At 71.1% G+C, this 21,486-nt stretch carries 22 protein-coding genes and 1 riboswitch; of the genes, 11 read left to right on the forward strand and 11 right to left on the reverse strand.

Going from position 1 to position 21,486, the window contains the following annotated elements; translation table 11 throughout:
* The first annotated feature begins 49 nt into the window (after window positions 1–49).
* The 6 genes from ABD204_RS07775 (at window position 50) to ABD204_RS07800 (ending at window position 6,388) form a co-directional block, all read left to right on the forward strand.
* The gene (locus ABD204_RS07775; RefSeq protein WP_194424056.1) at window positions 50–1,246 is read left to right on the forward strand and encodes an ROK family transcriptional regulator; all 1,197 of its coding nucleotides are present in this window, start codon (window positions 50–52) and stop codon (window positions 1,244–1,246) included.
* A 69-nt stretch (window positions 1,247–1,315) separates the two neighbouring features.
* Window positions 1,316–2,599 (forward strand): extracellular solute-binding protein, encoded by a 1,284-nt coding sequence (locus ABD204_RS07780; RefSeq protein ID WP_194424057.1) that lies wholly within the window; start codon window positions 1,316–1,318, stop codon window positions 2,597–2,599.
* 104 nt (window positions 2,600–2,703) lie between these two features.
* Entirely contained in the window at window positions 2,704–3,681 is a 978-nt protein-coding gene (locus ABD204_RS07785) for a carbohydrate ABC transporter permease (RefSeq protein WP_194424058.1), read from the forward strand.
* The gene (locus ABD204_RS07790) at window positions 3,678–4,649 is read left to right on the forward strand and encodes a carbohydrate ABC transporter permease (RefSeq protein WP_194424059.1); all 972 of its coding nucleotides are present in this window, start codon (window positions 3,678–3,680) and stop codon (window positions 4,647–4,649) included. The genes ABD204_RS07785 and ABD204_RS07790 overlap by 4 nt, the downstream gene beginning before the upstream one ends.
* A 43-nt stretch (window positions 4,650–4,692) precedes the next feature.
* The gene (locus ABD204_RS07795; RefSeq protein ID WP_194424060.1) at window positions 4,693–5,616 is read left to right on the forward strand and encodes an ROK family protein; all 924 of its coding nucleotides are present in this window, start codon (window positions 4,693–4,695) and stop codon (window positions 5,614–5,616) included.
* Window positions 5,609–6,388 (forward strand): glucosamine-6-phosphate deaminase, encoded by a 780-nt coding sequence (locus ABD204_RS07800; RefSeq protein WP_194424061.1) that lies wholly within the window; start codon window positions 5,609–5,611, stop codon window positions 6,386–6,388. The genes ABD204_RS07795 and ABD204_RS07800 overlap by 8 nt, the downstream gene beginning before the upstream one ends.
* 31 nt (window positions 6,389–6,419) lie before the next feature.
* Here ABD204_RS07800 and ABD204_RS07805 read toward each other — a convergent pair whose 3' ends face one another.
* Genes ABD204_RS07805 through ABD204_RS07825 form a run of 5 tightly spaced genes read right to left on the reverse strand, consistent with a single transcriptional unit; the run spans window position 6,420 to window position 11,276 of the window.
* A complete protein-coding gene (locus tag ABD204_RS07805; protein ID WP_322597547.1) occupies window positions 6,420–6,818 on the reverse strand; it encodes an NUDIX hydrolase in 399 nt (132 codons plus the stop codon).
* On the reverse strand, window positions 6,815–8,206 hold the full coding sequence (locus ABD204_RS07810) for an FAD-binding oxidoreductase (RefSeq protein ID WP_194424063.1): 1,392 nt from the start codon (window positions 8,204–8,206) through the stop codon (window positions 6,815–6,817). Before ABD204_RS07810 ends, ABD204_RS07805 begins: the two co-directional genes overlap by 4 nt.
* The gene (locus tag ABD204_RS07815) at window positions 8,203–8,595 is read right to left on the reverse strand and encodes a YrdB family protein (RefSeq protein ID WP_194424064.1); all 393 of its coding nucleotides are present in this window, start codon (window positions 8,593–8,595) and stop codon (window positions 8,203–8,205) included. The genes ABD204_RS07810 and ABD204_RS07815 overlap by 4 nt, the downstream gene beginning before the upstream one ends.
* Window positions 8,596–8,604: 9 nt before the next feature.
* Window positions 8,605–9,789 carry an N-acetylglucosamine-6-phosphate deacetylase gene (locus ABD204_RS07820; protein ID WP_409263980.1) on the reverse strand — a complete coding sequence of 395 codons (1,185 nt, stop codon included), beginning with the start codon at window positions 9,787–9,789 and terminating at the stop codon, window positions 8,605–8,607.
* A complete protein-coding gene (locus tag ABD204_RS07825) occupies window positions 9,780–11,276 on the reverse strand; it encodes a family 20 glycosylhydrolase (protein WP_194424065.1) in 1,497 nt (498 codons plus the stop codon). Before ABD204_RS07825 ends, ABD204_RS07820 begins: the two co-directional genes overlap by 10 nt.
* 45 nt (window positions 11,277–11,321) lie before the next feature.
* Window positions 11,322–11,405, forward strand: a riboswitch (ZMP/ZTP riboswitch).
* Between the two features lie 38 nt (window positions 11,406–11,443).
* Here ABD204_RS07825 and glyA point away from each other — a divergent pair.
* Both glyA and ABD204_RS07835 read left to right on the forward strand, forming a co-directional pair.
* Window positions 11,444–12,718 (forward strand): serine hydroxymethyltransferase, encoded by a 1,275-nt coding sequence (gene glyA / locus ABD204_RS07830; RefSeq protein WP_194424066.1) that lies wholly within the window; start codon window positions 11,444–11,446, stop codon window positions 12,716–12,718.
* A gap of 103 nt (window positions 12,719–12,821) precedes the next feature.
* Window positions 12,822–13,703, forward strand: a complete 882-nt coding sequence (locus ABD204_RS07835; protein ID WP_194424067.1) for a bifunctional methylenetetrahydrofolate dehydrogenase/methenyltetrahydrofolate cyclohydrolase — start codon at window positions 12,822–12,824, stop codon at window positions 13,701–13,703.
* A 95-nt stretch (window positions 13,704–13,798) separates the two neighbouring features.
* Here ABD204_RS07835 and ABD204_RS07840 read toward each other — a convergent pair whose 3' ends face one another.
* The gene (locus tag ABD204_RS07840) at window positions 13,799–14,254 is read right to left on the reverse strand and encodes a hypothetical protein (protein WP_194424068.1); all 456 of its coding nucleotides are present in this window, start codon (window positions 14,252–14,254) and stop codon (window positions 13,799–13,801) included.
* Between the two features lie 53 nt (window positions 14,255–14,307).
* Complete coding sequence (locus ABD204_RS07845; RefSeq protein ID WP_194424069.1) at window positions 14,308–15,102, reverse strand: transglutaminase-like domain-containing protein; 795 nt, start codon at window positions 15,100–15,102, stop codon at window positions 14,308–14,310.
* Window positions 15,103–15,204: 102 nt separating this feature from the next.
* On the opposite strand from ABD204_RS07845, the gene ABD204_RS07850 reads away from it, so the two are divergent.
* The gene (locus ABD204_RS07850) at window positions 15,205–15,504 is read left to right on the forward strand and encodes a hypothetical protein (protein ID WP_194424070.1); all 300 of its coding nucleotides are present in this window, start codon (window positions 15,205–15,207) and stop codon (window positions 15,502–15,504) included.
* A 25-nt stretch (window positions 15,505–15,529) separates the two neighbouring features.
* Here the strand turns inward: ABD204_RS07850 and ABD204_RS07855 are convergent, their stop codons facing one another.
* From ABD204_RS07855 to ABD204_RS07865, 3 genes are read right to left on the reverse strand one after another with little or no spacing between them, the layout of a single operon-like run.
* The gene (locus ABD204_RS07855) at window positions 15,530–16,153 is read right to left on the reverse strand and encodes a class I SAM-dependent methyltransferase (protein WP_194424071.1); all 624 of its coding nucleotides are present in this window, start codon (window positions 16,151–16,153) and stop codon (window positions 15,530–15,532) included.
* Window positions 16,150–16,569 (reverse strand): hotdog fold thioesterase, encoded by a 420-nt coding sequence (locus tag ABD204_RS07860; RefSeq protein ID WP_322597548.1) that lies wholly within the window; start codon window positions 16,567–16,569, stop codon window positions 16,150–16,152. The genes ABD204_RS07855 and ABD204_RS07860 overlap by 4 nt, the downstream gene beginning before the upstream one ends.
* Window positions 16,566–17,183: an SIMPL domain-containing protein gene (locus tag ABD204_RS07865; RefSeq protein ID WP_194424072.1), complete on the reverse strand. Its 618-nt coding sequence runs from the start codon at window positions 17,181–17,183 to the stop codon at window positions 16,566–16,568. Before ABD204_RS07865 ends, ABD204_RS07860 begins: the two co-directional genes overlap by 4 nt.
* 205 nt (window positions 17,184–17,388) lie before the next feature.
* Between ABD204_RS07865 and ABD204_RS07870 the strand changes: the two genes are divergently transcribed.
* Both ABD204_RS07870 and ABD204_RS07875 read left to right on the forward strand, forming a co-directional pair.
* Window positions 17,389–18,858, forward strand: coding sequence for an NAD-dependent succinate-semialdehyde dehydrogenase (locus tag ABD204_RS07870; RefSeq protein ID WP_194424073.1), 1,470 nt, complete (start codon window positions 17,389–17,391; stop codon window positions 18,856–18,858).
* A 158-nt stretch (window positions 18,859–19,016) separates the two neighbouring features.
* Window positions 19,017–20,342: an amidohydrolase family protein gene (locus ABD204_RS07875; protein ID WP_194424074.1), complete on the forward strand. Its 1,326-nt coding sequence runs from the start codon at window positions 19,017–19,019 to the stop codon at window positions 20,340–20,342.
* Window positions 20,343–20,366: 24 nt separating this feature from the next.
* Here the strand turns inward: ABD204_RS07875 and ABD204_RS07880 are convergent, their stop codons facing one another.
* Window positions 20,367–21,353, reverse strand: coding sequence for a PDR/VanB family oxidoreductase (locus tag ABD204_RS07880; protein ID WP_194424075.1), 987 nt, complete (start codon window positions 21,351–21,353; stop codon window positions 20,367–20,369).
* Window positions 21,354–21,486 lie beyond the last annotated feature (133 nt).

The raw sequence follows: 21,486 nt of genomic DNA on the forward strand, positions 1-21,486 counted from the left end.
ATCTCCGAGATGCTTGCGGGTTCTTTGTTCGTAAGGTCTACTAACAAACATGTCTGCTTCGGACCTGCACAGCGGCCCCTCCTCGGCGGAGGCCGCACACCGCGAGAACCCGCGCCCCGCTTCGGGTTTCGTCCGCGCCCGGGCACATCGCACCGGCGCGAAGGTGCTCCCCGAGCACGCCCGCGGCCACAATCGCTCCCTCGTGCTGCAGACCCTGTTCCACGGCGGTGCGATGAGTCGGGCCGACCTCGCCCGCCAGACCGGCCTGACGCGCGTGACGATCTCCGACCTCGTGGCGGGACTGATCGCCGACGGCTTCGTGGTCGAAAAAGGGGTGCGGGAGTCCTCGCGCCCCGGCAAGCCGGCCATCCTCGTCGACCTCGCCCGCGACGGCCACCGCATCGTGGGTCTGGACCTCTCCGGCAGCGACACGTTTCTTGGCGCCGTGCTCACCCTCGACGGCGACATCGTCGCCCGCGCCGAGACGGCCGTTCCCGCAGACGCGGATGAGGCGCTGGCCGCAGTGATCGCCCTGGCGCGCGACCTGGTCGCCGACGCCCACGCGCCGGTCCTCGGCGTGGGAGTGGGCGCTCCCGGCGTGGTCGATGCACAAGGGGTGATCCTGACCGCGCCGAACTTCGGATGGGACGGCCTCGACCTCGAGGGGGAACTGCGCCACGCGCTGGATCTGCCGGTGCTGGTCGCCAACGACGCCAACGCCGCGGTGCTCGCCGAATACACCTTCGGCGGCGCGCGCGACGACGTCCTGCTGGTACGGGTCGGCCGCGGTGTCGGCTCGGGGCTGCTCGCCGGAGGTCTGCCGATGCGGGGCGCCCGGTTCGCCGCGGGGGAGATCGGCCACGTCACCGTCGGCACCGACGGGGGACCACGCTGCGCGTGCGGCAAGATCGGCTGCCTCGAGGCCTGGCTCGCCGTCCCGGCGCTCACGGCGCGCATCGCCGCGTCCGATGAGGACACCGCCACCGTGCTGCGCGACGCGGGGGAGCGCCTGGGCATCGCCCTGGCCCCGATCGTGGGCGTGCTGGACCTGTCGGAGGTCGTCCTCTCCGGCCCTCGTGAACTTCTCGACGGTGCTCTGGCCGAGCAGACCGTCGAGACCCTCCGCGCCCGCACGCTCGCCCGCTTCCATGACGGCGTACGGGTACGGATGACCGAGCAAGGCCAGGACATCGTCCTGCGCGGTGCCGCCGTCATGGTCCTGTCGGGGCAGCTCGGCGTCTCGTAGACCACGTACCACCCTCCCGGACGGGCCACCCGGCCCGCCCCCACCAAGAGAAGAACGAAGGATGACACCATGAAGCACAAGCTCGGAGCGTTCGCGCTCGTGGGCGCCTCGGCTGTCGCTCTCGCCGGCTGCGCCGGTGGCAATGACGCTGCCTCCACGGAGCCGGAAACCGGCGATCTGACCGTCTGGCTGGTCGGGACCGACACGCCCCAGACGGCGCGCGACCACCTCACCGAGACCTTCGAGGCCGAGAACGAAGGCTGGACGCTCACCATCGAGGAGAAGACCTGGGCCGACGTCTCGGACACCTACACCGCGGCGCTGTCCTCCAACGACAGCCCCGACGTGGTGGAGGTCGGCAACACCCAGGCCCTCGGATTCGCCGACGCGGGCCTGTTCCTCGACATCTCCGACATCCAGGAGCAGCTCGGCGGTGACGACCTGCTGAGCGGTCTGGTCGACGCCGGAACCTACGACGGTGCCCTCTACGCCGCGCCCTACTACGCCGGCGGGCGCGTGGTCTTCTACAGCCCGATGATGGTCGACGAGGTCCCGGCGACCCTCGAGGACTACGTCGCCGTGGGTGAGGCGCTGACCACCGACAGCGTCTCGGGTATCTACGCCCCCGGCAAGGACTGGTACAACGCGCTGCCCTACATCTGGGCGTACGGCGGCGAGATCGCCGTGCAGGACGGCGACACCTGGGACGCACAGTTCTCCAGCCCCGAGAGCCTCGAGGGGCTCGAGCTGCTGCAGCAGGTCTACCTGAACGCCTCGGTCGCCCCGGCGGACGGCAACGAGCTGATGGCCAACATCGCGTTCTGCAACGGCGAGGCCGGGTTCATCTCCAGTCCCGCCTGGGCCGAAGGCAACCTGACCGGCGCCTGGCCGTGGGGTGACGAGGCGGCCGGTGAAGAGGTCTCCGAAGGATGCCCCGACACCTACGCCGAAGACCTCGGCGCCTTCGCGCTGCCGGGCCTGACCGAAGGCGAGACCGCGCCCATCTTCGCCGGCGGCTCGAACGTGGCCGTGGCCACCAAGAGCGCCGCCCCGGAGAAGGCCAAGGCGGCCTTGGAGATCATGCTCTCCGAGGACTACCAGGTGCTCCTGGCCGAGCAGGGCCTGACCCCCGGAATCGTCTCGGCTGCCTCGGCGCTGCCGGACACCCCCGTCGCCCAGGCGCAGGCCGCCGCGCTCGCCAACTCGAAGGGCACCCCCGCCAGCCCGAACTGGGCCGAGGTCGAGGCCGCGCAGATCATCCCGGATGCGCTGGTCAAGATCGCCCAGGGCGGTGACGTGACCGAGATCGCCACGACGCTCGACGAGCAGGTCGAGGCAATCCTCAACGGCTGACCCCCGGTCCGCCGGCGCAGGGGGCCCGGCCTCCGGGCCCCCTGCGCCTTTCCCCGCCGTACCCGCCGGCACCCCGCATCCGCACCACCCAGAGAGGAGGCGACATGAGCGAGACCCGCGCCCTCACCGTCCGGCGCCCGAGCCCCGGCCGGCGCCCCACCGTGTCGCTGACCCCGCGCGAGCGCTCCCGGCGCCGCCGCGAAGCCCGCGGCGCCTGGTCGCTGCTCAGCCCGTCCCTGATCATCCTCGGGGTGATGGTCGGATACCCCGCGGTGCTGATGGTGATCCAGTCCTTCACCGACTACACCGTCAAGAACAAGGTCCAGGGCACCCTCCCCGCCTTCATCGGGCTCGAGAACTACATCGACCTGTTCACCCAGTCCGATTTCCCCGCCGTGCTCATGCGCAGCCTCGGACTGATGGTGGTCCTCACGGTGCTCAACATGACCTTCGGTGTCCTCGTCGCCGTGCTGATGACGCGCCTGTCGCGGGCGTGGCGGATCGTGGTGTCCATCGGGCTCCTCCTGGCCTGGGCGATGCCGCCGTTGACGGCCACCGTCGTCTGGGGCTGGATCTTCGACACGCAGTACGGCGTCGTGAACTGGGCGATGAACACCCTCACCGGCACCACCGACTGGACCAACCACTCGTGGTTGCTGAACCCCTGGTCCTTCTTCTTCGTGCTCACGATCATCATCGTCTGGCAGTCCGTGCCGTTCGTCGCCTTCACCACCTACGCCGGTCTCGGGCAGGTCCCCGGTGAGGTGCTCGAGGCGGCCTCACTCGACGGCGCCCACCCGTGGAAGCGCTTCTGGTTCATCGTGTTCCCGTACCTGCGCAGCATCCTCACCGTCGTGCTCGTGCTACAGATCATCTGGAACCTGCGCATCTTCACCCAGGTCTACGCGCTGCAGAGCCGCGGGGGCCTCGCCTCCGAGACGAACGTGCTCGGCACCTACCTGTTCCGCCAGGGCGTGGGCGAGTTCGGCTCCACCGCCGCCATCGGCGTCGTCATGGTCATCCTGCTGCTCGCCCTGTCGTGGGGATACGTGCGCACCACCCTGAAGGAGGAGGAGCTGTGAGCACACAGGTCACCACCGCCACCCAGGTCGGCACCGTCGGTGTCGACGAGATGCTCGGCGAGCCCGGTTCCCCCAAGACCCCCAAGCGGCGTTCACTGCAGGCCCGTCGTCCCTCCCGCCGTCGCGTGGTCGCCCGCACGCTGCTGAACTCCGCCGCCGCCATCGTGTTCGGCATGAGCGTGTTCCCGGTCTACTGGATGATCAACATGTCGCTGACCCCCAACAGCGAGATCATCACCCGCGAGCCGAGCTTCCTGCCCCTCGATTTCACGCTGCAGAACTATTTCACCGCGTGGACGCGCGAGGCCGCACCGGGGCAGACCGACTTCCCGCACGCGCTCATGACCTCGCTGACCGTGACCGCCGGTGTGCTCGTCGCGACGCTGCTGTTCGCCTTCCTCGCCTCGATCGCCGTCGCCCGCTTCCACTTCAAGGGACGCCGCGGCTTCATCATCTCGGTCCTCATCGTGCAGATGATCCCCGGGGAGGCGATGATGTTCACCATCTACGGCATGATCGACGACTGGCAGTTGATGAACACGCTGCTCGGGCTGGGCATCGTGTACACGGCGGCGGTCATCCCGTTCACGATCTGGACCCTGCGCGGATTCGTCGCCGGGGTCCCGGCCGATCTCGAGGAAGCCGCCATGATCGACGGGTGCACCAAGTCGCAGGCGTTCTGGAAGGTGACGTTCCCGTTGCTGGCGCCCGGACTCATCTCGACCGGCATCTTCGCCTTCATCCAGTCGTGGAACGAGTTCACCATGGCTCTGCTGCTCATGAGCGGTTACAACCTGCCCCTCATGCCCTGGCTGAACGCCTTCCAGTCCTCCAGCGTCGGCGGCTCCGTCGACTGGGGTGCCGTCATGGCCGGATCGACCCTCATCGCCATCCCCGTGATGATCTTCTTCCTCATCGTCCAGGGCAAGATGACCGGGGGCCTGGTGGCCGGGGCGGTCAAGGGCTGATGGCCCGGCGCACCACCGCCGCCTCCCGCCGGGAGAGCGGCCGATGAGGGTCGGGCTGGATGTCGGAGGCACCAAGACCGACGCCGTGATCATCGACGACGACGTACACATCCTCGCCCGCACGAGGCTGGCGACCGGTTGGGGCGTCGACGCCGTCGGTGCCACGATCGCCCGTGCGGTCGACCTGGTCTGCGGTGAGGCGGGGATCGCCCGCGAGGACATCCGCTCGGTCGGTGTCGGCATGCCCGGGCAGGTCGCCCCCGGATCGACCCGCGTCGCGCACGCGGTGAACCTCGGGGTGCGCGAACTCGACGTCACCCGAACGCTCGAGCCGATCCTCGGGATTCCGGTGCGCGTCGAGAACGACGTCAAAGCCGCCGCGCTCGGCGCCCACGCCCTGCACGGCTCGGGCTCGGGGACGATGGCCTACCTGAACCTCGGCACGGGTGTCGCGGCGGGGATCGTCGTGGAAGGGCAGGTGTGGCGTGGCGCCGGCGGGAGCGCGGGGGAGGTCGGACACATCTCCATCGATCCCGCCGGGCCGCCGTGCCGCTGCGGTCAACGCGGCTGCATCGAGGCCCTCGCCGGCGGTGGTGCCGTCGCCGAGCGGTGGGGACGCCCCGGTGCGCTCCCGGTGCGCGACGTCTTCGACGCCGCAGACGCCGGCGACGCGCTCGCCGTGGCCCTGCGCGATGATCTCGCCCGGGGTGTGGCCTCGGCCATCCGGGTGCTCGTGCTCACCGCAGATGTCGACACGGTCGTCATCGGCGGCGGACTCAGCGCCCTCGGCGACCGCCTCACCACGCCCGTCGCCGCCGAGCTCGAGGCGGGGGCCGAAGCCTCCGCGTTCATCCGATCGCTCCGCCTGCGTGAGCGCGCCACGTTGCTTCCGGCGGGGTCGCCGGCGGCCGCTCTCGGCGCCGCGCTGGTAGGACGCACCACCGAGGAGGTCCTCGCACATGGCTGAAGTGATCATCGTCCCCGACGCCCGCGACGCAGGCGAGCTCGTCGCCGAGGCGATCGCCGACCTCGTCGCGGGCAGGCCGGACGCGGTCCTGGGTCTCGCGACCGGCTCGACGCCGTTGCCGGTCTACGAGGCGCTGCGCGCACGCAGGTCCGCCACCGATCTGTCGCGGATGCGTGGGTTCGCGCTCGACGAGTACGTCGGCCTCGCCCCCGACCACCCCGAGAGCTATCGGTCGGTGATCTCCCGCGAGGTGGTCTCCCCGCTGGGGCTCGACCCCGACCGCGTGCACGTGCCCGACGGGAGCCTGTCGGGCATCGAGCATGCGGGTGCCGATTACGAGGCGGCGATCGGTGCGGCCGGTGGCGTCGACCTCCAGCTGCTCGGCATCGGCACCGACGGCCACATCGGCTTCAACGAGCCCGGGTCCTCCTTCGCCTCCCTCACGCGGGTGAAGACCCTCACCGAGCAGACCCGCCGGGACAACGCGCGCTTCTTCGACTCGATCGACGAGGTGCCCCGGCACTGCATCACGCAAGGTCTGGGCACGATCCTGCGCGCGCGTCACCTGGTGCTCCTGGCCTTCGGGGCGGGCAAGGCCGCTGCGGTCGCCGCCGCAGTCGAGGGCCCCGTGACCGCGTCGCTGCCGGGATCGGCGATCCAATTGCATCCCCACGTGACCGTCGTCGTCGACGAGCCGGCCGCCGGTCGCCTGGTGCACGCCGATTACTACCGCTACACGTACGCGAACAAGCCCGCCTGGCAGCGCCTCTGACCTCGCCGTCGACGCGGCTCGGTGTGGGGTGTCAGCGCCAGGCGAAACGGATGAGGTGGTTGCGGCTCAGATTCGCCAGCGGCGTGTCGGGCACGTCGTCCTCGGTGAGCCAGCGCAACTCCTCGATCTCGCCGGAGGCCGTCGCCTCGGCGGGGCCGACCCGCAACAGGAACGCGTCTGCGACGACCTCGTGCCCGGGTTCGTTGGCCGCCGCGTCGGTGAAGCGTCCGAGCGGGACGAAGTCTCCGGGGGCGGCGACGATCCCGGTCTCCTCCGCCACCTCGCGTACGACGGCCGCGAGGGCGTCCTCGCCCGGATCGGGCTTGCCGCCCGGCTGCTGGAAGACCCGTGCCCCGCGCTTGCGCACCACGAGGGTGCGCGCATCGTCCGAGACGACGACGGCGGCCGAAACGTGGATCGTGGCCCTCACCGGAGGAACACCTTCCCGGGGTTCAGGATCCCGTCCGGATCGAACACCCCCGTGATCCGGCGTTGGATCTCCCACTGATCGTCGCCGAGCTCGTCCGCCAGCCATCGGCTCTTGAGCGTGCCCACACCGTGCTCGCCGGTGAGGGTGCCGCCGAGGGCCAGCGCCGCACGGAACAGGGCGTCGGCGGCTTCCCACACCCGCGGCGGAACCTCCACCACTCCTGCGGAGTCGGGTTCGGCCTCGAAGACGAAGTTGGGATGCAGATTGCCGTCCCCGGCGTGTGCGACGGTCGGGATGACCAGGCCGTACTCGCGTTCGATGCGGCTGATCTCGTCGAACATGGCCGGAAGGGCGGAGCGGGGCACGGAGACGTCTTCGATCAGGGTCGTACCGAGGCGTTCCATCGCGCCGTGGAAGGCCCGTCGGACGGCGAGGAGTCGTTCCCCCTCGGTCGGATCGCGGGTGATCGCGACGCGGCCTCCCGACCCGGTGAGCACCCGCGCGATCACGGCGGCATCGTCGGCGGCCGTGGCGCCGTCGGTCTGCACGGTCACCTGCGCGGTGCCGGGCGGCGGCGCGTCGAGCCCCAGGTGCGCGTGGATGGCGGCCAACGACGCCGCATCCAGCAGTTCCATGATGGCCGGTTGCGCACCGGTGGCGGTCACGGCGGCAGCGGCCGCGGCGGCATCCCGAACGCCGGTGAAGGTCGCGGCGATCGTGCACGTCTCGCCCGGGATGATCCGCCGCAGTTTCAGGGTCGCTCCCACGATGACCCCGAGCGTGCCTTCGGACCCGATCAGGAGCGAGGTGAGGTCGAGTCCCGTGACGCCCTTGACAGTGCGGTGCCCCACGCGGAGCAGGCGCCCGTCGGCCAGGACGACATCCAGGGCGAGGACGGCGTCGCGCACGGCGCCGTACTTCGCGCACAGCAGTCCGCCGGCACCCGTGGCGATGTTCCCGCCGACGGTCGAGATCGCGCGGCTGGCCGGATCGGGCGCCCACCACAGCCCGTGCTCGGCGAGGCGCTCGTTCAGAACTGCGTTCAGGATGCCCGGCTCCACGACCGCCAGCAGGTCGTCGGGACGGACCTCGAGGACGCGGTCCATTCCCCGCAGCGACAGCGCGATCTCCCCGTCGCCGGCGTTCGCGGCCCCGGCCAGGCCGGTTCCCGCGCCGCGGGTGACGACGGGGGTCCGGGTCGCGGTCGCCACGCGGAGGGTGGCCTGCACGTCCTCGACCGATTCGGCGTGGACCACGGCGATCGGCAGCCCCGCGGCGGCGTGGCCGGACTTGTCGGCGCGCGCGGCACGGCGCGCGTCGAAGGAGACGTCGACGCGGTCGCCGAGCACCTCGGCGAGACGGGAGACGACCTCGAGGGCGTCGGTCACGAGAAGCGGCGGCGTCCGACGAACACGCCGGTGGTGACGGCGACGACGGCGAACACGATCCCGATCCAGGCGTAGCCCAGGCTCCACCAGACGATCGTGGCCGACAGGTAGACCAGCAGCTCGACGACGCCGCGGACGAAGGGGTGAACCGCGAACACGGCGCGCGGCGACACGAACAGGGCCCAGATGAGCAGGGCGAGGGCGGGGGCGCCGATGCCGACGACGATGTTCCACGGCAGGGCGAAGGCCGCGAAGCCCCACAGGGCGAGGGAGCCGAGGGCGAACAGCTCACACACGAAGGCGAGGATGTCCAGCGCGGTCAGGGGCGCGCGCGTGCCCGGCGCGGGGGCTGCGGGCGCGGCCGTTGAGGGGGAGGCGTTCTCGGGCATTCTGCGATTCTACGCCGCGTCGTCGGCTGCCCCCGGGGTGCGGGCGCCCGCCGTCCAGACCTGACGCACGCGCAGATCTCCGGTCAGGAGGACCGCATCGGCGAGCATCCCGATCCGAAGGTCTCCGAGGTCGTGCCGCCCCAGGGTGCGCGCCGGTGTCGAGGTGAGGGCGCGCACCGCGTCGGGCAGGGTGACACCGGCCGCCACGCACCGCCGCAGCGCGGTGTCCTGCGTCAGCGTCGACCCCGCGATCGCGCGCGTCCCGCCATGCAGGCGTGCGACTCCGACCTCGACGTCGACCTCCAGCCCGCCGAGGATGTACCGACCGTCGGGGTGGCCCGCCGCGGCCATCGCGTCGGTGACCAGTGCGATGCGTCCCGGGGCGGCGGCGAAGGCGATGCGGACGGTCTCGGGGTGCAGGTGAACGCCGTCGGCGATGACCTCGAGCGTGACCCCGGGGGTGGCCGCCGCCGCCGCGACCGGCCCGGGCGCGCGATGGTGCAGAGCGGGCATGGCGTTGAAGGCGTGGGTCAGGATGCCCGCGCCGGCGTCGAAGGCGGCGCGGGCCTGGTCGTAGTCCGCGGAGGTGTGTCCGACCGCCGGGACGGTGCCGGCCGCACGCAGGCGTGCGATCGCCGCGGTCGCGCCCGGCCGCTCGGGCGCCAGGGTCACCTGTCGCACGGTGCCCCGGCCGGCTGCGAGGAGACGGTCGACGGACTCGGGCGTCGGGTCGACGAGCAGACGCCCGTCGTGGGCGCCTCTGTGTGCCGGATCGAGGAAGGGGCCCTCAAGGTGCGAGCCGAGGACGTCCGCGTCGGTCGCCGCGACGTCGGCGACGACCGCGGCGCGCGCGGCGAGATCGTCGATCGACGCCGTGACGAGCGAGATGAGGGCCCGCGTGGTGCCGTGCGCGCGATGCAAGGCCCGGCCTCGGCGGATCGCGTCCGCGCCGTCGTCGTAGGAGGCACCGGCGCCGCCGTGACCGTGCAGGTCGATGAAGCCCGGCGTGAGGACGGCGTCGTCGCCGGCGACCGCGGCGGCGTCGACGACGTCTGCGGCGGCATCCGTCCCGTCTCGCCACGTGTCGCCGCTGCCGACCTCGGCGACCCGGGCACCGTCGAAGCGCACCCACGCGTCCGGGGTGTCGGTGGCGGCGGTGACCAGGCGTGCCGAGTGGATGACGGTCATGCCCATGGGATCTCCTCCGAGGCGTGGAAGTGGATGCCCTGTGCCCTCCACCGCGGGCCCTGCGCGCCGACCCGGGTGCGGAAGGACTCCCACGTGCGTTCGGTGCAGGTGTCCGTCGCCGGCGACCAGGCCGCTTCGGCGGCCGCGGCCAGCCGCGGGAACGCCAGCGCGTCGATGTCGGCGGCGGTGCGCGCCGTCTCGGTCCACAGCGGTGCTTCCACACCGAGGATGTCCTCCTCGGCGATCCCCTCGATCACCGACGAGGGCTCCCAGGTGTAGGCGCGACGCACGCTCGTGTGACCGTTGGCCCAGGTGAGCCCGAGCGGGAATTCGGGCTCGGGTTTCATGTCGAGGTAGACCGCATCGGAGGGGGAGAGGATGAGTGACCCGCCCCCGGCGACGAAGCGGCGGGCGGTGGCGTCCATCCCGTCGGTCGGTGTGACGAACCCCCAGTACTGCCCGATGGTGCCGGCTGCGAGCCCGGCTGCGGCGCCGGCTTCATGCCACGCGATCGGGGTCTTGCCGAGGCCGGTGATGATCTCGGTCGCGCGGGCGATGAACGACGCGAACCGCGCCGGATCCGTTCCGAGGGCCTCGTCGCCGCCGAGGTGCAGATAGGGGCCCGGGGTGAGGGCGGCGAGGTCGGTGAACACATCGCGGACGAATCGATCGGTCTCCGGGTCCGAGATGCGCAGCGACGAGAAACCGACGGCGAGGCCGCGGTAGGGCACCCCGGTCCGGGGGAGCCCGCCACCGAACTCCTCGGCCGCCGCTCGCACCTCGTCGGTGATCACGGGGTGCTCCACCACCTCCGGATAGGCCAGACCCACCGCATGGGTGTGTCCGGGCATGTCGAGCTCGGGGACGACGGTCATGTGCCGCGAGGCGGCGTGGGCGACGATGTGCGCGTAGTCGTCGGCGGTGTAGTGGCCGCCGTCGTCGGGGCCGATCGCGGTGGCCGCAGCCTTTTCGGTGAGCCCGGGTCGGGAGGCCAGCGCGATCCGCCAGCCCTGGTCGTCGCTGAGGTGCAGGTGCAGGTGGTTGACCTTGAGCGCCGCGGCCCGGTCGATCCAGCCGCACACCGTCTCGACGTCGAAGAAGTGGCGGGCCACGTCGAGCATGACGCCGCGGTAGGAGAAGCGCGGGCGGTCCGAGATCGAGACGGCCGGGATGCTCCAGCCCTCGGTGTCGCGTCGCACGAGCTGCACCAGCGTGTGCACGCCGTAGAACAGGCCCGCCGCATCGGCGCCGGTGACCACCACACCCGCGGAGGACACCTCGATCGTGGCGGACTCCGCGGGGCCGCCGGCGATGATCTCGAGCCGGATGCCCTCGCCGTGGCCGAGGGTACCGGCGGTGACGGTCGCGAGTGCGCGACGCAGCTGCTCGGCGCAGGTGTCGTCGCCGGTGATGCCGACCCCGTCGTCGAGCCGGAACGCCGGGGCGTCGTGCTCGGTGACGGACAGCGGGTACGGCACCAGCGGCAGGGTCATGTAAGGAAACCTAACAAACTCTGCGGTGCACGTCATCCGATATGCTCGAGACGTCGCGACTGGCGTTGAGGTGGGCTACCACCGGGAAGCGACCGCATGGCACGTCGACCGCACGCCTGGGCCGATCAACCGCTCGGAATCCCGATCCCGTCTGCAAGGAGAACGCCATGACCGACTCATTCTTCACGGCCCCGCTCGCCGAGGTCGACCCCGAGATCGCCGAGGTGCTCGAGCGTGAGGCCGAGCGCCAGCGCGGCTACCTCGAGATGATCGCCTCGGAGAACTTCGTCCCCGTCTCCGTGCTCCAGTCGCAGGGATCGGTGCTCACCAATAAGTACGCCGAGGGCTACCCCGGGCGCCGCTATTACGGCGGCTGCGAAGAGGTCGACGTCGCCGAAGAGCTCGCGATCGCCCGCGCGAAGGACCTGTTCGGGGCCGAGTTCGCCAACGTCCAGCCCCACTCGGGCGCCACCGCGAACGCCGCGGTGCTCCATGCCATCGCCCGTCCCGGCGACACCATCCTCGGCCTCGCCCTCGATCAGGGCGGGCACCTCACCCACGGCATGAAGATCAATTTCTCGGGGCGTCTCTACGACATCGTCGCCTACGGCGTCGACCCCGAGACGAGCATCATCGACATGGACGAGGTGCACCGCCTCGCCCTCGAGCACCGGCCCAAGGTCATCATCGCCGGGTGGTCGGCATACCCCCGTCAGCTCGACTTCGCACGCTTCCGCGAGATCGCCGACGAGGTCGGCGCCTACCTGTGGGTCGACATGGCGCACTTCGCGGGACTCGTCGCCGCCGGCGTGCACCCCTCACCCGTGCCGCACGCGCACGTCGTGTCCTCCACGGTGCACAAGACGATCGGCGGCCCCCGCTCGGGCTTCATCCTCACCAACGACGCCGACATCGCCAAGAAGATCAACACGGCGGTGTTCCCCGGTCAGCAGGGCGGTCCGCTCATGCACGTGATCGCGGCGAAGGCCACCGCCTTCAAGCTCGCCGGCACGCCCGAATTCCGGGACCGGCAGGAGCGCACCCTCCGCGGCGCCGCGATCATCGCCGAGCGCCTCACCCGCGAGGACGTCGCGAACGCGGGCATCGCGATCCGCTCCGGCGGCACCGACGTCCACCTCGTGCTCGTCGACCTGCGTGAGGCGGAGATCGACGGCAAGCAGGCCGAGGACCTCCTCCATGAGATCCACATCACCGTCAACCGCAACGCGGTGCCCAACGACCCGCGCCCGCCGATGGTCACCTCGGGTCTGCGCATCGGCACCCCGGCGCTCGCGACCCGAGGCTTCGGCGACGCCGAGTTCACCGAGGTCGCCGACGTGATCGCGCTCGCCCTCCAGCCCGGCGCCGACGTGGACGCGTTGCGCGCCCGCGTCGGGGCCCTCACCGCGGCCTTCCCGCTCTACCCCGAGCTGCAGCAGTAAGCGCCGGACAAGCGACATCCGACACACCACTTCTGCCCCGAGACACCGCGCAACGCCTGATGTCTCGGGGCGGAAGGGGTTTATCGATCCGAGAGGGAGCGTCATGACCGCGACGAAACTGGACGGAAAGGCCGCATCCGCGGCGATCAAAGACGAACTGCGGGCTCGGGTGGCCACGCTCGCCGAGAAGGGCGTCGTGCCCGGAATCGCCACGGTGCTCGTCGGAGCCGACCCGGCGTCGCAGCTGTACGTCGGCATGAAGCACCGCGCGAGCGAAGCGATCGGGATGAACTCCATCCAGCGTGAACTGCCCGCCGATGCCACACAGGCCGACGTCGAGGCGCTGATCGACGAGCTCAACGCCGACCCGGCCTGCCACGGCTACATCGTGCAGCTGCCGCTGCCCGCACACATCGACACCGACGCCGTGCTCGAACGGATCGATCCGGCCAAGGACGCCGACGGTCTGCACCCCGTCAACCTCGGTCGACTCGTGCTGAACGTGAACGCGCCGATCACGACGCCGCTCCCGTGCACCCCCCGCGGTGTCATCGAGCTGCTGCAGCGGAACGGCTACGACCTGAACGGCAAAGACGTCGTGGTCGTCGGCCGCGGCGTGACCATCGGGCGCTCGATCGGGCTGCTGCTGACCCGTCGCGAGATCAATGCGACCGTGACCCTCACCCACACGGGCACCGTCGACCTGGCGCATCACCTGAGGCAGGCGGACGTGATCGTGGCGGCCGCCGGGGTCGCGCACATGGTGAGGGCCGAAGACGTCAAGCCCGGCGCCGCCGTGCTCGACGTCGGTGTCACCCGCGAGACCGACCCCGACACCGGGAAGAGCATCGTCTTCGGCGACGTGCATCCGGATGTGGCCGAGGTCGCCGGATACCTCTCGCCCAATCCCGGGGGAGTGGGGCCGATGACCGTCGCGCTCCTCATGACCAACGTCGTCGAGGCCGCCGAGCGTTCGCTGGCCTGACCTCTACGTCCACCCCGCCGAATCCACCCCGTTTCGCCGCGTCCACCCGCATCCGCCGAGGTCTCGGCGGATGCGGGTGGTTCCGCGACGAATGTTCAGGGCTTGGCGTCGGGCGACGCGGGGCCGCCGAGGGCCTTGACGTAGAGCTCCTGGCCCTTGGCCTCCACGCGTGCGGCGATGGCGTCCCAGATCGCCCACGCGACCGCCAGGATGACCGGCGGGAAGACCCACCACGAGATCCACCCGCTGGTGTTCACCCCCGACAGCAGGACGACCGCGACCCAGACGATCAGCGCGACCAGCAGGACGATGCCCAGCTGGAGGACCTTCTCACCGACCTTGGTGCGCTTGTGGACCGACCCCGCCGCGCGCTTCTGGAAGAACCGTCGCATGACCGGCCGCAACCACACGGTCGCCGCCGTGAGCAGGAGCGCCGCCCAGGGGGCGCTCCAACCGACCGCGACGACCTGGTCCATCACCAGGGCGATGACGAGCAGCACGATGACGTTGAACGCCCACAGCGTGAGTAGGCGCACGACCCAGGTCTTCATGACACCAGCCTGGCATGCCGAACGCCCGATCTGCACGTCGGCGCAGCGCGTCGTCAGGTCAGGGACACGAGCCGGTCGAGGTCGTCGTCGGGCAGACCGTCGGCTGTGGCGGTCACGTTCATCGAGGCCAGCGCCGCGCCCCCGCGGGTGACGGTGAGGAACGCGGTGTCGGCCGCGTCGCGGCCGGTCGCGACGCGCAGCAACGTCGACCGGGGTGCCAGTGTGGTGGCGTCCACGACGTGCCAGGCGCCTTCGACCCACGCCTCCGCGACGGCGTGGAAGTCCATCGGATCCAGGCCCGGCGCATACACGGCGACCAGGCGCGCGGGCACGCCCAGCGCACGCAGCAGCGCGACACAGGTGTGCGCATAGTCGCGGCACACCCCGCGACGGTTCAGGAGGGTGCGCACCGCGCCGTCCGTCGGCAGGCTCGAGCCCGGCTCGTAGGCCAGGCGGGTACCGACCCACGAGGACACCGCCGTCAGCAGCGCCGCGCCCCGACCCAGTCCGGCGAACTCGGCGAGGGCGGTGGGGGCAAGGGCATCGGATTCGGCGTAGCGGCTCGGGCGCAGGTAGGTCACCAGGTCGGTGTCGGTCGCGACGTCGGGGTCGCCCGAACCGGTGACCGTCGCGGTGTACGCCAACTCGAGTCGGCCGCTGCCGCACCGGACCCGGTGCAGCCGTGTGCCGTGCGCATCCGGCAGCTCGTCGACCGCGACCGGTTCGTCGTCGAGGGTGACCGACAGAGTCTCGTCGGGGGTGTGGTGGCGCGAGACGGAGATCGCGAAGACCATGTCGGCCGGTCCGGTGACGTCGAAGGCGAGGTGGGCGGAGACATCTCTCTGCATGGAACGAGTGTGGCCCAACCGACCGACTTCGTGCGGAGGGTTGACATCGTCCCCTGCGGGTCGGTCGCGCGCCCGACGGGGACTGCGGGGCAGGATGGACGCATGAGGACTGTTCAGCTTCGCCGGTACACGCTCGTCGACGGGGAGTACGACGCCTTCGTCGACTGGTTCACCACGTGGATGCCCGAGGTGCGTCGGGCGGCGGGGTTCACCATCGAGTTCGCGTACGGCATCCGGGAGACGAACGAGTTCGTCTGGGCGGTGAGTGCGGAGGGGGACGCGGCGGCGTTCTCCGCGCGCGAGGAGGCCTATCTCGCCTCGGATGCGCGCGCAGAGATGTTCGCGGGCGTGCCGCAGCGGGTGGCCGATTACAACGTGCGATTGGTTTCGGAGACCTACTGATCATCTGGCCCCGGGTGGGGCCTTCTCATCGGGCACGGAAGACGTACGCGAAGGCGGTCCGCGTATACGCGATGCCTCTGCCGGAAGCCCGGATCGCCTCGGCGTCGGGCGGCGTCGTCGCCTTCGGGACGAGGAAGCCCTCCATACCCCGGGTGACCAGCCGATAGTCGCCGTCGCGATGAGTGAACACGCCGACGAGGTCGTAGGTGGGGTCGAGCGCGACCACGGCCGCGTCCCCGTGACTGGTGTTCGCCAGGAGCAGGCCACCCGGTCGGAGATAGCGGCGGCAGTGGTCGGAGACGAGCCCGGCGTAGAGGGAGATCACGAGGTCGACCGAGCCGTCGTCGATGTCCAACGGGTCACGGTAGTCGGCATGGTGGAACCGGACCTCCGCGTCGGGTCGATGCGGATCGTGCGCCTCCAGCTCGGCGTGGATCCGCTCCCGGTCGGCGAAGGTGCGTCGTGCCCGCACGTCGAGATCGACGTAATCCACGGAGCGGATCGCCGTGGAGGGCGACAGGTCCACGTACGACCCGGCGTACAGGGCGCGGTCGATGTCCCAACGCTCATGCAGGGCGGCGAACATGGGTGATCGGTCCCCGATGGATGCCCGGTAGCTCTCCCACGTGGGGCGGGTCCGCGTGCTCACCGCGTCTCCCGTGGCATCCGCACGCGCCCGCGGACCTCGGCGACCACACGGCCTGCGGTCTCGACCCGCGCGTCGTAGAGGCCGGTGCGACCGGCGAGCGTGCGCCGTTCGGCGACGGCGACCAGCTCGTCGCCCTCGTGTGAGGGGCTGAGGAAGGCGACGTCCGCGCCGGCGACCAGCGACGCCGCCGCCGAGTCGTTGCTCGCCATCGCGATGACCGTGTCCGCGAGCGTGAAGATCATTCCGCCGTGGGTGACGCCCACGCCGTTGACCATGTCGGGCCGAACCCGCATGCGTGCGACGGCATATCCGGGCTCGGCACGTTCGACCCGGATGCCGAGCGCGGCCATCACACCGTCGTGGGCCGCGATCCGTCGGGAGTGCGGGGTCGTGTGCTCCTCGCCCTCCGTGCTCACGAGGTCTCGAATTCGGCGGTGACCTCGACGCGCACAGCGAGGTCGGGGATCGAGACCTCGGCGCTCTCGTGCGAGGCCGGCGCGGCGCCGCGCAGAGCCATCGGCGCCGCGCCGGCGTCTGCGGAGCGGAGGGTCGCCACACGGGCGATCGTCGTGCCGAGGGCCGAGGCGAAGTCATCGGCTTCCTGGCGCGCGGCGCTCACGGCTGCGGCGCGGATCTCGCGGGTCACGCCTGTGCGGGTCGCCTCGGTGAGGCTCCACGAGGTCTGCACCGTGGCGCCCATCGCGCTGAGCTGTTCGACCGTGTCGGCGACGCGGTTCAGGTTCGACAACTTCACCTGGACCGAGCTGGAGGTCACGTGCTCGCGATGGGGCGTCCCGTCGTGGTCCACCCATTGACGGACGCCGGTCGACAGGGTCGAGGCGTGGTGCCAGGTGGCGTCTCCGGAGGCGTGCAGTTCGCCGGCGCGTTCGGCGAGGCGGTTGTGCAACGCCGTCCCCTCGGCGATGGCGGTCGCGCGGTCGGTATGGGAGACCGACACCCGCGCGATCAGCGTGGCTCGTTCGGCCGGAAGGTGCCGCTCGGCGGAGCCGACGGTGGTGATGACGGTCATATGTGCCTCCCCGGACGGCGCGTTCGAGACGGCGCCGCCTCGCATCATGCAACCACGTCGAGGCGGGCGACGCCACGCACGGACTGCGAAGGGGGATCGCCGCGCGGGCAGGTGCGCGCTCACGGCTGTACGCCATGGATAGCGCCGCGTACGCAGCGGCGGGGCACAATGGGCGGGACCGCACCCCGATGGAGGAGGACCGACGATGACCCAGGACCGAGAGAGCGCACTGCTGGCCCATGTCCCCGACGGCCTGTTCATCGGCGGAAAGTGGCGGGCCGCAGAGGGGGGAGCGACCCTCCCGGTGTTCGACCCGGCCACCGGAGAGCGTCTGCTCACCATCGCCGACGCATCCGTCTCCGACGGTTCCGCCGCGATGGACGCCGCGGTGGAGGCGTTCGAGTCCTGGTCACGCACCCCCGCCCGCGAGCGTGGCGAACTGTTGCGTCGCGCGTTCGACCTCCTCCAGGAGCGCAAGGAGGACTTCGCGCTGCTGATGACCCTCGAGATGGGCAAGCCGGTCGCCGAGGCCCGCGGGGAGGTCGCCTACGGCGGGGAGTTCCTGCGCTGGTTCAGCGAGGAGGCGGTGCGTGCGTCGGGCCGGTACGGGGCCAATCCGGAGGGCACCGGTCGCGTGGTCGTCTCGCAGCATCCGGTCGGCCCGTGCTATCTCATCACCCCGTGGAACTTCCCGCTGGCGATGGCCACGCGCAAGATCGCCCCGGCACTGGCCGCCGGGTGCACCGTGGTCGTCAAACCCGCCGAGCTCACGCCGTTGACGACGCTCTTGTTCGCCAAGCTGCTCCAGGACGCGGGGCTCCCGGACGGCGTCGTCAACGTCATCACGACCTCGACCAGCGGTGCGGTCTCGGAGCCGATCATCCGCGATCCGCGCCTGCGCAAGCTGTCCTTCACGGGGTCGACCCCGGTCGGACAGAAGCTCCTCGAGCAGGCCGCGCACGGCGTGCTCCGCACGTCCATGGAACTCGGGGGGAACGCCCCGTTCGTGGTTTTCGACGACGCCGACCTGGACAAAGCCGTGGATGGGGCGATGCTCGCGAAGTTCCGAAACATCGGGCAGGCGTGCACCGCGGCGAACCGCTTCATCGTGCACCGATCGGTGGCCGAGGAGTTCGCGCGTCGGGTCACCGAGCGCGTCGAAGGACTGCGCATCGGGCGCGGCACGGAGGACGGCGTGGCCATCGGTCCGCTCATCGACGACCGTGCCGTCGAGAAGGCACGGGCGTTGGTCGACGACGCGGTCCGGCGGGGCGCCGAGGTGCGCACCGGCGGATCGCCCGTCGACGGGCGGGGGACCTTCTTCGCACCCACCGTGGTCACCGATGTCGCCGCGGGAAGCGACATCCTGCGCGAGGAGATCTTCGGACCGGTCCTGGCGATCGTGCCGTTCGACGACGAGGACGAAGCCGTGCGGCTGGCCAACGACACCGAATACGGGCTGGTCTCCTACGTCTTCACCGAGAGTCTCGCGCGCGGCCAGCGCATGATCGAACGCCTCGAGACCGGGATGATGGGCCTGAATGTCGGCGTCGTCTCCAACGCGGCAGCCCCCTTCGGCGGGTGGAAGATGTCCGGCCTCGGTCGCGAGGGCGGCGTCGAGGGCATCCACGAGTACCTCCAGACGAAATACACCCTCACCCCGAATCCCTTCTGACGCTCCGTCGAGCCGCCCCGTTGTCGTCCAGCCTTCCCCTCATCGACCGGAGGAATGGGGTGGTTCGCGACGAAAGGGGTCGTTCGGCGCAGTGGTCGGGGGGCCGCCGTGGGCGGGCGCGAAACATCGCGGAACGGTGCGCGTGATATCAACGGGGCATGCTCAGACTGCGCGGCGCCGTACGGGTACTCGTCGACGGACGCTCCGAACACTCCGGTGACGTGTGGATCGAGGACGGGCGCGTCGTCGACCCGCCCGCGGATCCGGACGCCGCGGCGGACACGGTCGAGGAGGTCGACGTCTCGGGGTGTGTCGTCACGGCCGGCCTCGTGAACGCGCACCATCACCTGTTGCAGTCGGGATTCCGCACCCTGCCCGGCACGCGCGGGGTCCCGATGCGGGACTGGTTGCCGACGATGGCCGCCGCATATGCCACTGCAGGTATCGACGCCTCACTGACGGCGCGGACGGCGGCGGTGGGCCTTGCGGAGTCCCTCCTGGCCGGCGTGACGACCGTGGCCGACCACCAGCTCAACTGGCCCGTCCCGGGGCCGGACCCCGCACAAGAGGTCGCCGACATCGCCGCAGCCGTCGCCGAGGCGGCGCGTGGGCTCGGTGCGCGGCTCGTGTTCGTCCGGGGTACGGCGCGCGACGACGCGATCGTCGCGGCAGAGGGCGCCGAGGCGGTTGTCGAACGGCTGCTCGGGAGCTCACATGACGGGGGAGTGAGCCCGGACGGGACGCTGCAGATCGCGGTCGGACCCGCCGGTGTGCACTCCGACGCAGAAGACACCTTCCGGCGGCTCGGTGAGGTCGCCTCCCGGCACGGGCTGCGCCGGCGCACCCAGGCGAACGAGCAGGTCGACACCGAGATCGCCCTGGACCGCTATGGCCGGCGCCCGCTCGATCTTCTCCAGGAGTGGGGATGGCTCGAGGAGGGCGTGACGATCGCGCACCTGTGCGACGTCACGGAGGTCGAGATCGAGCGCCTGGCCGCCGCCGGGATCACGGCCACCCACGCTCCCGGGTGCGACGTGCCGATGGGGTGGGGCATCGCACCGGTCGCGGCTCTGCAGGCCGCCGGGGTCGTCGTCGGGCTCGGTACTTCCGGCGGTGGGTCGAACGACGCCGGACACCTGCTGGCGGATGCGCGCCTGGCGATGCAGGTGTCGGGACTCGTCGGGGCGCCCCTGTCCGCGCGCACCGCGCTCGGGATGGCCACCGAAGGCGGCGCGCTGGGTCTGGGTCGGTCGGATATCGGACACCTGCGCAGCGGGGCGCGCGCGGACGTGTGCGTGTGGGACGTGTCCGGCGTCGCCGACGCGGGGGTGGCCGACCCCGTCGCCGGTCTGCTCTGGGCCTCTCCCGGGCGCCGGCCGCGAGACGTGTTCGTCGGGGGGATGGCGGTGGTCCGGCAGGGGCGGCTGCTCACCGCCGACGAGGGGTCACTCGTGCACGACCTCGACGCCCGCATCCAGCCGTGAGCCCGGTGCCGGATCGGTAGTCGATCAGATGTCGAGCACGATGCGCGGGCACGCGGCCCGCGAAACGCACATCATCATGACGGTGCTGTCTTCTCGTTCGACCGGGGTGAGCACCGAGTCGCGGTGTTCGATCTCGCCCTCCAGGACCGGGACCTCGCACGTTCCGCACGTGCCGCGCCGGCAGCTGGAGAGCACGACCGTCTCGGGCGACTGCTCGATGACGGCCTCCAGCACAGACTGACCCGGCTCGACGGTCACGACCTCCCCGGACATCGCCAACTCGACCTCGAACGGGTCGGTCCACACCGGCTCGCCGAACTCCTTCGCTTCGAAGCGCTCGAGGTGCAGGCGGGTGCCGTCCTCGCCGGGGAACGCGTCGTCGAGCGCCTCGAGAAGTCGCGTCGGGCCGCACGCGTAGATCCGGGTGTCCTCGTCGACGGACCCGGCGAGGGCCGCGACATCCATCCGGGCGTCTTCGTCGGCCGCGTGGACGGTGACACGGTCCGGGTGGGCGGCGGTGAGCGCATCGACGAAGGCCATGGTGCGGCGGGATCTGCCGGCGTAGTCGAGATGCCAGTCGACCCCGGCGGCCGCGGCGGCCCCGACCATCGCGTGGATCGGCGTGATCCCGATGCCCCCCGCGACGAAGCGGTACGTCTGTCCCGGCTCGGCACGGAAGGGGAAGTGGTTTCGCGGACCGCGCACCCGCATGCGTCGCCCGACCTCGGCCGTCTCGTGCACGTGGGCGGAGCCGCCGCGGCCGGTGTCGTCGCGGAGCACGGCGATCCGCCAGGAGCCGCGCTCCGCGGGGTCGGAGCACAGCGAGTACTGCCGCTCTCGGACCTCGCCGGGCACCGCCGTCGGGAGGATGACGTCGATGTGCGATCCCGGTGTCCATGCGGGCAGGTCCCGGCCGTTGGGGGAGGCCAGATCGAGGGCGACGACGCCATCGGCGACCTCTGTGCGCGCGGTGATGACCAGGTCTCTCTCGACGTCGCTGAAATAGCTCACGGATGCTCCTCGGGGTGGGTCTGAGGCTCGACCGTAATCGACGATCCGCGTCCCTCCGGCACGTCGCGCGAGCCGTAACAGGCCCGCAACACGGGGGGGCGGTGGTCGAAACAGGGTCGGCGTTCAATGGCCA

The sequence above is a fragment of the Microbacterium aquimaris genome, assembly GCF_039531285.1.
GTDB classification, from domain to species: Bacteria; Actinomycetota; Actinomycetes; order Actinomycetales; family Microbacteriaceae; genus Microbacterium; species Microbacterium aquimaris.

What these genes read in the sequence shown, in the direction of transcription:
- ABD204_RS07775 (WP_194424056.1), top strand. Translation starts at nt 50, where the DNA reads ATGTCTGCTTCGGACCTGCACAGCGGCCCCTCCTCGGCGGAGGCCGCA.
- ABD204_RS07780 (WP_194424057.1), top strand. Translation starts at nt 1,316, where the DNA reads ATGAAGCACAAGCTCGGAGCGTTCGCGCTCGTGGGCGCCTCGGCTGTC.
- ABD204_RS07785 (WP_194424058.1), top strand. Translation starts at nt 2,704, where the DNA reads ATGAGCGAGACCCGCGCCCTCACCGTCCGGCGCCCGAGCCCCGGCCGG.
- ABD204_RS07795 (WP_194424060.1), top strand. Translation starts at nt 4,693, where the DNA reads ATGAGGGTCGGGCTGGATGTCGGAGGCACCAAGACCGACGCCGTGATC.
- ABD204_RS07800 (WP_194424061.1), top strand. Translation starts at nt 5,609, where the DNA reads ATGGCTGAAGTGATCATCGTCCCCGACGCCCGCGACGCAGGCGAGCTC.
- ABD204_RS07815 (WP_194424064.1), bottom strand. Translation starts at nt 8,595, where the DNA reads ATGCCCGAGAACGCCTCCCCCTCAACGGCCGCGCCCGCAGCCCCCGCG.
- ABD204_RS07820 (WP_409263980.1), bottom strand. Translation starts at nt 9,789, where the DNA reads ATGGGCATGACCGTCATCCACTCGGCACGCCTGGTCACCGCCGCCACC.
- ABD204_RS07825 (WP_194424065.1), bottom strand. Translation starts at nt 11,276, where the DNA reads ATGACCCTGCCGCTGGTGCCGTACCCGCTGTCCGTCACCGAGCACGAC.
- glyA (WP_194424066.1), top strand. Translation starts at nt 11,444, where the DNA reads ATGACCGACTCATTCTTCACGGCCCCGCTCGCCGAGGTCGACCCCGAG.
- ABD204_RS07835 (WP_194424067.1), top strand. Translation starts at nt 12,822, where the DNA reads ATGACCGCGACGAAACTGGACGGAAAGGCCGCATCCGCGGCGATCAAA.
- ABD204_RS07840 (WP_194424068.1), bottom strand. Translation starts at nt 14,254, where the DNA reads ATGAAGACCTGGGTCGTGCGCCTACTCACGCTGTGGGCGTTCAACGTC.
- ABD204_RS07845 (WP_194424069.1), bottom strand. Translation starts at nt 15,102, where the DNA reads ATGCAGAGAGATGTCTCCGCCCACCTCGCCTTCGACGTCACCGGACCG.
- ABD204_RS07850 (WP_194424070.1), top strand. Translation starts at nt 15,205, where the DNA reads ATGAGGACTGTTCAGCTTCGCCGGTACACGCTCGTCGACGGGGAGTAC.
- ABD204_RS07865 (WP_194424072.1), bottom strand. Translation starts at nt 17,183, where the DNA reads ATGACCGTCATCACCACCGTCGGCTCCGCCGAGCGGCACCTTCCGGCC.
- ABD204_RS07870 (WP_194424073.1), top strand. Translation starts at nt 17,389, where the DNA reads ATGACCCAGGACCGAGAGAGCGCACTGCTGGCCCATGTCCCCGACGGC.
- ABD204_RS07875 (WP_194424074.1), top strand. Translation starts at nt 19,017, where the DNA reads ATGCTCAGACTGCGCGGCGCCGTACGGGTACTCGTCGACGGACGCTCC.